Source organism: Mesorhizobium sp. M7A.F.Ca.US.014.04.1.1 (genome assembly GCF_003998745.1).
Taxonomy (GTDB): Bacteria; Pseudomonadota; Alphaproteobacteria; order Rhizobiales; family Rhizobiaceae; genus Mesorhizobium; species Mesorhizobium ciceri.
The window spans coordinates 1-10,086 of record NZ_RZRW01000177.1; the positions used below are offsets into that span (position 1 = coordinate 1).

Consider the following 10,086-nt stretch of genomic DNA (forward strand, 5'->3'; position numbering starts at 1 on the left):
CAAAGGGATCGTGCGGTATCCCGAAACCAGCGCGGCCGCGGCCGCGCTGGTTTCGGGATACCGCACGATCGCTTTGGATGTCGGCACCACCACCTATCTGATGGCCGAGCACCTCAGGGACCTTCCGCACGCCAAGGTGTTCACCAACAGCCTCAGGATCGCGGCGGCGCTGAATGGCGGTGTGCCCGAAGTCTATGTTGCCGGCGGCCGCGTACGGGCCGACGAGATGTCGACCGGCGGGCCTGCGGCCATCGCCCAGTTCGAGGCGCTGTGGTTCGATGTCGCCGTGATCGGCGTCTCCGGTATCACAGCGGACGGCCTCTTCGATTATTCCTTCGATGATACCGATATGAAGCGCGCCTATCTGAGGCGGTCAGGCACCAAGATCGTCCTGTGCGATTCCGCCAAATTCCTGCGCATGTCGCTGGTGCGGATAGCGCCACTGTCGGACTTCGACATCCTCATCACCGATGCCGAGCCGCCGGCCAAGATCGTCGCGGCGCTCGCCGCGGCCAAGGTCGACCTGCGCATCGCGCCGCCACTGACGCGCGACTGAGGCGCGCCATTTTCACTTTATCCCCAAGGAGAAGACTCGATGGTATTTGAATTTTTCGGCGACAAGAAGAAGGCTGTCATCTCGATGGCACATATCGGTGCCCTGCCGGGAACGCCCCTCTATGATGCCGATGGCGGCCTCGACAAGCTGATCGATGGCGTACTCTCCGACATCCGCAAGCTGCAGAACGGCGGCGTCGATGCCATCATGTTCGGCAACGAGAACGACCGCCCCTATGTCTTCAAGGCGCCGCCCGAGGGCATTGCCGCCATGACTGCCATCGTCCAGGCGGTGAAGCCCGAGCTGAGAGTGCCGTTTGGCGTCAACTATCTCTGGGATCCGACTGCCAGCGTCGCGATCGGAGCTGCCACCGGAGCCCGTTTCGTGCGCGAGATCTTCACCGGCCTGTTCGCTTCCGATATGGGCTTGTGGGAGCCCGATTGCGCCGCCGCCTCGCGCCTGCGGCACAACCTTGGTCGCGACGACATGAAGCTTCTCTTCAACATCAATGCCGAGTTCGCACACTCGCTCGACCAGCGCCCGATTGAATTGCGTGCCAAGAGCGCGGTGTTCTCGTCGATGGCAGACGCGATCCTCGTCTCCGGTCCGATCACCGGCCAGCCGGCCGACCAGTCCCACCTGCGCAGCGTCTGCGAGACGATCAAGGACGTGCCGGTCTTCGCCAACACCGGCGTGAACATCGACAATGTCCGCGACGTCCTTTCGCTGGCGAGCGGCGTCGTGATCGGGACCCATTTCAAGATCGGTGGCAATACCTGGAACGCCGTCGACGGCGATCGGGTCAAGCGCTTCATGGATGTTGTCGCCACTTTGCGCTGAGGACGGCTTCCACGGCGATGCCGGCCATCGCGCCGGCTCGCGGTGATCATATCGATCGTTGCAGGCCGGCGTCCGGAATGATCGACTGGTATCGAGCAGTGCGACACAACGAGGCAGACAGGTTTCGCCCGCCTGCCCTTCCCAGCATTTCAATGGATTCGACATGGCGTTCGTTCTCGGTCTCGATATCGGCACCACCTCGACGATCGGCATCCTGATCCGGCTTCCCGATCAGGTGCTGGGCCTCGCCTCGCGCCCCGTCACGCTGCATTCCGAGCATGCGGGCTGGGCCGAGGAAGATCCCGCGCAATGGTGGACCAATGTCCGCGACATCGTGCAGGAGTTGCTCAGGACCAGCGGCATCAAGGCCGAGGAAATCGTGGCGGTCGGCACCACCGGCATGCTGCCGGCGGTCGTTCTTCTGAACGAGAAGGGCGAAGTGCTGCGGCCGAGCATCCAGCAGAGCGACGGCCGCTGTGGCGCCGAAGTGGCCGAACTGCGGACCGAATGCGATGAGACGGCTTTCATCGCCAAGGCCGGCAACGGCATCAACCAACAGCTCGTCACCGCAAAGCTGCGCTGGATTGAGCGTCACGAGCCGGAGGTGTTCAGCCGCATCGCCACCGTTTTCGGCTCCTACGATTATATCAACTGGCGCCTCACCGGCGAACGTGCGGTCGAGCAGAACTGGGCGCTGGAGGCCGGCTTCGTCGACGTTTCGACGCACCGGATCGACGACGATCTGGTGGCGCTCGCGCACATACCGCGCTCGGCCGTGCCACGAAAGATCGCCTCGCATGAGATCCTCGGCTCCGTCTCGGCGAAGGCCGCCGATGAGACAGGCCTGATGGCGGGAACACCGGTCGTCGGCGGTGCAGCCGACATGATCGCCTCCGCGCTTGGCGCCGGCGTCGCCAAGCCGGGCGATGTCCTCCTGAAATTCGGCGGCTCGGTCGATATCCTGATCGCTACCGATCAGATCAAGCCCGATCCGCGCATGTATCTCGATTATCACCTGGTCCCGGGCCTGTTCATGCCCAATGGCTGCATGTCGACAGGCGGCTCCGCCCTCAACTGGTTCGTACGCAATTTCGCCGGCGGCGAGATGGCCGCGGCACAGGCCGAGGGTATTTCCGTACACCAGCGGCTCGATGCGCTGGCGGCAGAGCGTCCCGCCGGTGCCGACGGCCTCATCATCCTGCCCTATTTCCTTGGCGAGAAGACGCCGATCCATGATCCAGCGGCCCGCGGCGTGATCGACGGCCTGACGCTTTCGCACGATATCGGCCATGTCTGGCGCGCTTTGCTCGAGGCCTATGCCTTTGCCATCGCGCATCATGTCGAGGTGCTCAACGACATGGGCCATCGGACCGAGCGCTATCTCGCCTCCGACGGCGGCTCAAGCAGCAAGGTCTGGATGCAGATTGTCGCGGATGTCTTGCAAAAGCCGGTCCAACGCCTGACCGGGCACCCCGGCTCCTGCATCGGCGCTGCCTGGACGGCGGCGATAGGCACCGGCCTGACCGACGACTGGTCGGGCGTTTCCGGTTTCGTCAGCTTCGCCGACCGGCTCGATCCCGACCCGCGAAAGGCCGACATCTACCGCGACGGTTACCGCCGCTATCGCGATCTCTATACACGCCTATCGGCTCCTGGCGCGACCAAAGCGGGATCGCCATCGTGATGTATCGCGCCGTCGCCTGGGACATCGACGGAACGCTGATCGACAGCGAGCCGTTGCATCATCAATCTCTCCTCGCCGGCTGCCGCAACTGGAACGTCGATCTTGACGACCTGCCCGACCAAGCCTTTCGCGGCATCCATATGGGCGACGTCTGGACAATGCTGCGTCCGCGCCTCCCAGTCGGGCTTGACCAGGCGGAGTGGCTCGCCGCCATCAATGCCCACTACGTCGCCAACCGGGCGGACGCCATCCCGATCCCCGAGGCGGTCGAGACGATCCGGACCCTGGCTGACCGCGGCGTCCCGCAGGTCTGCGTGTCAAATTCCGGCCGGCAAGTCGTCAATGCCAATCTGGATGCGCTCGGCGTGCTCGACCATATGAGCCTCACAATCAGCCTCGACGACGTTACGGTCGGCAAACCCGACCCAACGCCCTATCGCGAGGCCTGCCGGCAGCTCGCCATAGCTCCGGGATCCGTCGTCGCTGTGGAAGACAGCCGCACCGGCACCAAGGCCGCACGGGCCGCCGGTCTGTTCGTGGTTGGCTATCTCCCCAGCGGCGGCCCGCTCAGCGACATCGATCTCAGTGCCAACCGTCTGTCGTCGATCCTGGACCTGTTTCCCGGCTGAGGGTTTGCGCGTCGCCGCGTCCGGGTGCGCGCTTGGGCAAGCCGGAGGATCGGGCGTCCGCCGGCTGGTCCCAAGCGAATGCCTTGGCAGGAACCAACGAACGTTGGACCGGGTTCCGCTCGTTCCGCATTCGCCTTGCGTCTCGCCGAGCGAGCGGTCCATGCCGCTCGGTCTGCGCAAGTGACGGGATATTTGTTGTCAAAAGCTGCATATCCCGTTTCTCGCATAGGTCAGAGAAGATTTTCTCGCATCTCCATGATGCCTCTCAACCATTTGTTTTCCAGCATTTTTTTAATCCGGCATGATTGGCTCGCGCCGACCAATGCCAGAATTCCTCTTGCGCCGAAGCTGAATTTTAGGCATTCAGGATCAAGTTTGTATCTTTAACATGCAAACCTGATTATCGGAGGATCTGAATGCGGCGTCTTGGTATCCATTCATTTGTCTGGACAAACGGCCTGACCCAGGAGGGCCTGGAAATGGCACTCGCCAAGTCGGCGGATCATGGTTACCGGCTGATCGAGTTCGCTTATCTGCGGCCCGAGAAATTCGACCTCGACCGCCTGGCGAAGCAAGCCAAGGAACTGGACATCGAGATCGTGGTCACGATGGGCCTGTCGGCGGATGCGGACGTCTCGAGCGAGGACAAGGCCGTGGTCACCAAGGGAAAGGCGCTCTTGTCCGACGCGGTCAAGGCGGTCCGCGACATCGGCGGCATCCGATTGGGCGGCATTCTCTATTCGATGCACGGCAAGTATGACGGGCTGCCCACGCGAACCGGCTGGATGAACAGCGCCGACGCCATCGCCGCGACAGCCGAGGTGGCCAGGGATAGCGGCGTGCAGATCGTTCTGGAAGTGGTGAACCGCTTCGAGTCCAACCTCTTGAACACGACCGCGCAAGGCCTGAAGTTCATCAAGGACACCGGCCGCGACGACGTCTTCCTGCATCTCGACACGTTCCACATGAACATCGAGGAGGCGAGCCAGGCCGAGGCGATCCGTCTGGCTGGGGACAAGCTCGGTTATTTCCACTTCAACGAGAACTACCGCGGCTATCTCGGCACCGGTACGATCGATTTCGCGAGCATCTTTTCCGCGCTGGTGGACATTGGCTTCCACAATCGCGACGTCACCTTCGAGAGCTTCTCCAGCGCCATCGTCGATGAAGCCCTGTCGCGTGTGTGCGGCATCTGGCGCGACACCTGGACCGACAACAATCCGCTCGCCGCGCATGCCAAGGCTTTCATCGAAAGCCGTTGGGAAGAAGCCGTGCGCCGGGCCGAGATCAACAAGGCTGCCTGAAGACGAAAGGGCTGCGGGCCGACAAGCGCCCGCGCCATCTCATCCCGAGGAGGACGGGAAGATGACGCAGAACGAAGCTATCACCAACGAGAACGGCGCCACCGCGCCGCTTCTCCTCAGCGCCGAAAATGTCGCGAAGAGCTTTGCAGGCGTTCCCGCCCTGGTCGACGGGCGGATTCGGTTGCGCGCCGGGACGGTCAATGCCTTGTGCGGTGGCAACGGTGCCGGCAAGTCCACCTTCCTCGGCGTGTTGATGGGGATGCTGCGGCGCGACGCCGGATCCGTCACGGTGAAAGGCCGGGAGGTGAATTTCTCCTCCCCCGCCGAGGCGCTCGATGCCGGTATCGCCATCATCACCCAGGAGCTCAGCCCGTTCCTGGACATGACCGTCGCCGAGAACCTCTATCTCGGCCGCGAACAGCGGCGCGGCCGCTTCTTCGTCGACGACAAGTGCATGCTAAGCGACGCGGAGGCGATCCTGGCGCGGTTGAAATTCAACATCCCCGCTGGTGCGCGGTTGCGCGATCTTTCGATCGCGCAGGCCCAACTCGTCGAGATCACCAAGGCAATCAGCCGCCGCAGCGACATCCTGATCATGGACGAACCCACCTCGGCCATTGGCGAGCGCGAGGCGCAGATGCTGTTCGACGCGATCCGCACTCTGACCGCGGAGGGCGTAGGCATCATTTATGTCTCGCACCGCCTGACCGAGATCTTCGAGATCGCCGACGATTATACGGTCTTCCGCGACGGCCGTTTCGTAGGCGGCGGATCGATTTCCGAAATCGACCGCAAGGGCCTGATCCGGTCGATCGTCGGCCGCGACCTGTTGGACCATCATCGCGAACCGAAGGATACCGGCCCGCAGAAACCCTTGCTCGAAGCCCGCGGCTTTGCATCGAAGGGAAAGTTCGCCGACATCGACATGACCGTTCATGCGGGAGAGATCGTCGGCATATACGGGCTTCTCGGCTCCGGTCGCAGCGAGTTCGTGAATGCGCTCTACGGAAACGAGCCGCGGGATTCCGGCCAGGTGCTGATCGAGGGCAAGCCCATCGATCTCAAGACGCCCGCCGATTCCATCGGCGCCGGCATTTCGCTGGTCACGGAGGACCGCAAGCAGACGGGCCTGTCACTGACCGCGTCGGTCGCCCACAACATCACCGTGGCCAACCTGCCGCATTATGCGCGCAAGGGCTTCATGAACGGATCGGCGGAAGGCAGGAGCGTGGTCGAGCACATCAAGCGCTTCTCCATCAAGACGGCGTCGCCGGACCTGCCCGTCCAATCCCTGAGCGGCGGCAACCAGCAGAAGGTTGTCCTTGCGCGCTGTGTCGACACCAACCCCAGGATCCTGATCTGCGACGAGCCGACACGCGGCGTCGACGAAGGCGCCAAGCGCGAGATCTATGCCTTCCTCGGCAATTTCGTGAAGGCGGGAAACGCCGTGCTGATGATCTCGTCCGAGGTGCCCGAAATCCTCGCCAATGCGGATCGCATCGTCGTTTTTCGCCGGGGCCGCATCGCAGGCGAGGTCGCCGGACCCGAGGCCACCCAGGAAACCCTCGTTCATCTGGCTTCCTAGCCAGACGATCCATTTCGTGGAGAAGAATCCAATGGTATCCGCCAGTCAAAGCATGAGCGGCATGAGCCTGGGAAAGTTCATCGCCCGTTATGGCATCGTCATCTCGTTTATCCTCCTGTTCGTCGTGTTGTCGCTGGCGTCGCCGAACTTCCTGTCCACCAACAATCTGCTGAACGTTCTGCGGCAGGTCTCCATGAACGGTGTGCTGGCTGTCGGCATGACCTTCGTGATCCTGACGGCCGGCATCGATCTCTCCATCGGTTCGCTCCTGGCGCTGGCCGGCGCCGTGGCGGCCAGCCTGGTCACCGGCGCGGATGCGTTCAATCCGCTCCTAGCAGTCGCGGCCGGCGTCGCCGTGGGCGCGCTTTGCGGCGCCGTCAATGGCGGGCTGATCGCCTACTTCAAGGTGCCGGCCTTCGTCGCCACGCTCGGAATGCTGAGCGTGGCGCGCGGCGCGACGCTGCTTTACAGCGGCGGCCGCCCGATTCCCAATCTCAGCCTCGAATTCCGCTGGCTCGGCCAGGGTCTCGTGCTCGGCATACCGGTACCGGTGATCATTTTCGCCGTCGTCTTCGCTGTCGCGGCAATCGTCCTGCGCTACTCCATTTACGGAAGACGGGTCTATGCGGTGGGCGGAAACCCGCGCAGCGCGAAGACGAGCGGCATCAACACCACCGGCATCATCTTTTCGGTTTACGTCATCATGGGCGCGCTGGCCGGTCTCGCGGGTGTCATGCTGACGGCCCGCACCACGTCCGCCCTGCCACAGGCGGGCATCGGCTACGAACTCGATGCCATCGCGGCGGTGGTCATCGGCGGAACAAGCCTCACCGGAGGTATCGGCCGCATCGGCTATACGCTGGTGGGCGTGCTGATCATCGGCATGATCAGCAACGGTCTCGATCTGATGGGGGTGTCCTCATACTACCAGCAGATCATCAAGGGTTCGATCATCGTCCTCGCGGTGCTGATCGACCGCTCCCGAGCCGGGAGAGAGTAACAGGCGCAAGCGGCGCGGCCGCACGCAACATGGAGGAAATGCACATGAAAACGACAAGACGCTTCCTGATGGGAGCAGCGGCCGGCCTTGCCCTTGCAGGCATGGTGTTCGGGGGGAGTTCGGCCGACGCCAAGACGTTGAAGATCGCGGCGATCGTCCAGAGCCTCAACACCGAGTACAATGTTCTGTGGGCCGATGCCGCCAAGGCGCACCCCGCGCTTGCGGACGGTACCGCCGCGCTGACAGTTCTCGACGGTCGCCAGGACGTGCTGACGCAGTCGAACCTGTTCGACACAGCCATCACCGAAAAATACGACGCGATCATCTTCATCCCGGTCGACATCGACGCCGGCAATGAACCGATCGAGCGCGCGAAGGCAGCCGGCATCCCGGTGTTCGGCTCCAACACGATGGTTTCCAACACCGCGCTCTACGACGCCTACATCAATTCCAACGATGTCGAGGCCGGCGAAATGCTGGCCAAGGCGGTGATCGACAAGGCCGGCCCGCAGGCCAAGGTCGTGATCCTGGAAGGGATGCTGGGCCAGTCGGCCCAGGTACAGCGGCTTGAAGGGATCCAGAAGGTGCTGAAGGAAAATCCCGGAGTGACCATCCTGGAGCAGAACACCGCCAACTGGTCACGCGCCGAGGCCATCACGCTGATGGAGAATTTCCTGACCTCGCATGGCGATGCGATCCAGGGCGTCCTGGCCGAAAACGACGAGATGGCCGTCGGCGCCATCGAGGGCATCCGCAACCACGGCCTGGATCCCAAGACGGTTCCGGTCGCCGGCGTGGACGGCATCAAGGACGCGCTTGAAGCCGTCAAGCGTGGCGAACAGTCGATGTCCATCCTCCAGGATGCCAACGGACAGGCGCAAGGGGCGATCGACCTCGCGCTGCACAAGATCGTCGGCGACAGCTACAAGCCGCGCGCGGCTGTCTGGGACGTAAACGGCGGCAAGCTCGCCTGGAACGACGGCAAGGACCAGCATTACTACGTGCCGTGGCTGGCGGTGACCTCCGAGAATGTCGACAAGGTGCTTGTCGGCAATTGACGCTCCAACAGGAGGATGCCGCTCGCTCGCGGCATTCTCCTTCGCGTCCGGCGCAGCGGGAATTGCTTGCTTCCGACATCAGGCGGTTCATTCTTTGAGGACTTTGCGTTGCCGGAGGAAAAACAAGCTCGGGTGAAGTATAGGCTGGGAACGAACATGCGGAGTCCGCCATGAACCATGTAACCTTCGCCAGCAGCTCGCCTCGCAGGATCCGCCAGAGCAATTCGGTAGCGACGCTGAACGCGCTCCACCGCTTCGGCCCTTTGAGCCGGGCCGATCTCGCCAGGCATATGGGGGTCAACCGCTCGTCCGCCGGCAATATCGTCCTGGAGTTGGTCGAGGCCGGACTCGTTCGCGAAGTAGCGGAGAACGATGTCGCGAATCCGGCGGGCCAGCCCAGGGCCGGAAGACCGGGTATCCTCGTGGAAATCGTGCCTGAAGCCGTTTTCTTCGCCGGCATAGAGATCGGTGTCGAACATATGACATGCGTCGAGATCGATCTCGCGGGCAAGATCGTTCGCAGCGCCATGACGCGCTTCGAAGGACACGACAGCGATCCGGAGGCCGCGGTCCACATGGCGATCGAACAGGTGTTTCTCGAGATGCGGAAGGATAGCCTGGCGCGATGTCAGGGCATCGGCATCGCGGTGCCCGGACAAATGAACCAGGACGGTTTCATCCACGTCGCACCGATCCTGGGGTGGCGCAATGTCGATCTCACAGGCCTTGCCCGCAGCCTTCTTCCGGCCGAGATCCCGGTATCCGCGGAAAATGACGGCAACGCATTCGGCATCGGCATCACATACAGCCAGCCGGAAGCGGCGAGCGGCGTCACCTTCTTCATGGTCATCGAGAACGGTGTCGGTGGCGGAATTGTCATCGACGGCAAGTTGTTCCGCGGCGGCAATGGCCTGGCCGGAGAAGTCGGCCACCTCAAGACACGGAACCCGACATACCGGAATCTGGAGCAGGCCTTCGGGCGCGACCGCATCCTGTCATCCTATCGCCAGTACAGGCCGGACGCCGACTTGGACTTGTTCCTGCGTGACGTCCGCGATCGTGTTCCTCAAGCGGTGCAGCTCGCCGAAGAATGGGCTGTCTTGTTCGCATTTGCAGTCGTGCAGATCTCGCGGCTGATCGACCCGAACCGCATCGTGCTGGGCGGGTCCGTCGCGGAATTGTATCCATTGGTCGCCGCACGGGTCGACGCGCATATCCGCGAGCTCCAGGCCGCGACCTTTCCTATCCCCGAGATCGTTTTCAACGAGAGCGCCATCTATGGAGCTGCCTTCGGAGCCGCTTGCATGATGCATCAGCGCTTCATGTCGCTCGACAACCAGATGCTCAACAAGGACGCGGTTTCCGGTCCAGACGCCTCGGCGTCGTGAAACCGCAAACGACACCACACCTAGGAATGGACGCTTGATGAA

The 10,086-nt window shown here is 62.8% G+C and carries 9 protein-coding genes; all 9 read left to right on the forward strand.

The window, feature by feature from the left end; genetic code table 11:
- On the forward strand, positions 1-556 hold a 556-nt coding region (locus tag EOA22_RS14150), incomplete at its 5' end, for a DeoR/GlpR family DNA-binding transcription regulator (RefSeq protein WP_164755420.1).
- Positions 557-595: 39 nt separating this feature from the next.
- Positions 596-1,396, forward strand: coding sequence for a BtpA/SgcQ family protein (locus tag EOA22_RS14155; RefSeq protein ID WP_024502261.1), 801 nt, complete (start codon positions 596-598; stop codon positions 1,394-1,396).
- A gap of 163 nt (positions 1,397-1,559) precedes the next feature.
- A complete protein-coding gene (locus EOA22_RS14160; RefSeq protein ID WP_063170083.1) occupies positions 1,560-3,080 on the forward strand; it encodes an FGGY-family carbohydrate kinase in 1,521 nt (506 codons plus the stop codon).
- On the forward strand, positions 3,080-3,709 hold the full coding sequence (locus tag EOA22_RS14165) for an HAD family phosphatase (protein ID WP_082826650.1): 630 nt from the start codon (positions 3,080-3,082) through the stop codon (positions 3,707-3,709). Before EOA22_RS14160 ends, EOA22_RS14165 begins: the two co-directional genes overlap by 1 nt.
- A 416-nt stretch (positions 3,710-4,125) precedes the next feature.
- Positions 4,126-5,013, forward strand: coding sequence for a sugar phosphate isomerase/epimerase family protein (locus EOA22_RS14170; RefSeq protein WP_013530264.1), 888 nt, complete (start codon positions 4,126-4,128; stop codon positions 5,011-5,013).
- A 61-nt stretch (positions 5,014-5,074) separates the two neighbouring features.
- A complete protein-coding gene (locus EOA22_RS14175; RefSeq protein WP_063170081.1) occupies positions 5,075-6,598 on the forward strand; it encodes a sugar ABC transporter ATP-binding protein in 1,524 nt (507 codons plus the stop codon).
- 31 nt (positions 6,599-6,629) lie between these two features.
- Positions 6,630-7,598 carry an ABC transporter permease gene (locus EOA22_RS14180; protein ID WP_032898845.1) on the forward strand — a complete coding sequence of 323 codons (969 nt, stop codon included), beginning with the start codon at positions 6,630-6,632 and terminating at the stop codon, positions 7,596-7,598.
- Between the two features lie 44 nt (positions 7,599-7,642).
- Positions 7,643-8,656, forward strand: a complete 1,014-nt coding sequence (locus tag EOA22_RS14185; protein WP_063170467.1) for a substrate-binding domain-containing protein — start codon at positions 7,643-7,645, stop codon at positions 8,654-8,656.
- A 170-nt stretch (positions 8,657-8,826) separates the two neighbouring features.
- Positions 8,827-10,044, forward strand: a complete 1,218-nt coding sequence (locus EOA22_RS14190; RefSeq protein ID WP_024502254.1) for an ROK family transcriptional regulator — start codon at positions 8,827-8,829, stop codon at positions 10,042-10,044.
- The last annotated feature ends 42 nt before the right edge of the window (positions 10,045-10,086 follow it).

Bases quoted from the DNA above. Each gene is read 5' to 3' on its own strand.
- EOA22_RS14155 (WP_024502261.1), top strand. From the start codon at position 596: ATGGTATTTGAATTTTTCGGCGACAAGAAGAAGGCTGTCATCTCGATG.
- EOA22_RS14160 (WP_063170083.1), top strand. From the start codon at position 1,560: ATGGCGTTCGTTCTCGGTCTCGATATCGGCACCACCTCGACGATCGGC.
- EOA22_RS14170 (WP_013530264.1), top strand. From the start codon at position 4,126: ATGCGGCGTCTTGGTATCCATTCATTTGTCTGGACAAACGGCCTGACC.
- EOA22_RS14185 (WP_063170467.1), top strand. From the start codon at position 7,643: ATGAAAACGACAAGACGCTTCCTGATGGGAGCAGCGGCCGGCCTTGCC.
- EOA22_RS14180 (WP_032898845.1), top strand. From the start codon at position 6,630: ATGGTATCCGCCAGTCAAAGCATGAGCGGCATGAGCCTGGGAAAGTTC.
- EOA22_RS14190 (WP_024502254.1), top strand. From the start codon at position 8,827: ATGAACCATGTAACCTTCGCCAGCAGCTCGCCTCGCAGGATCCGCCAG.
- EOA22_RS14175 (WP_063170081.1), top strand. From the start codon at position 5,075: ATGACGCAGAACGAAGCTATCACCAACGAGAACGGCGCCACCGCGCCG.
- EOA22_RS14165 (WP_082826650.1), top strand. From the start codon at position 3,080: ATGTATCGCGCCGTCGCCTGGGACATCGACGGAACGCTGATCGACAGC.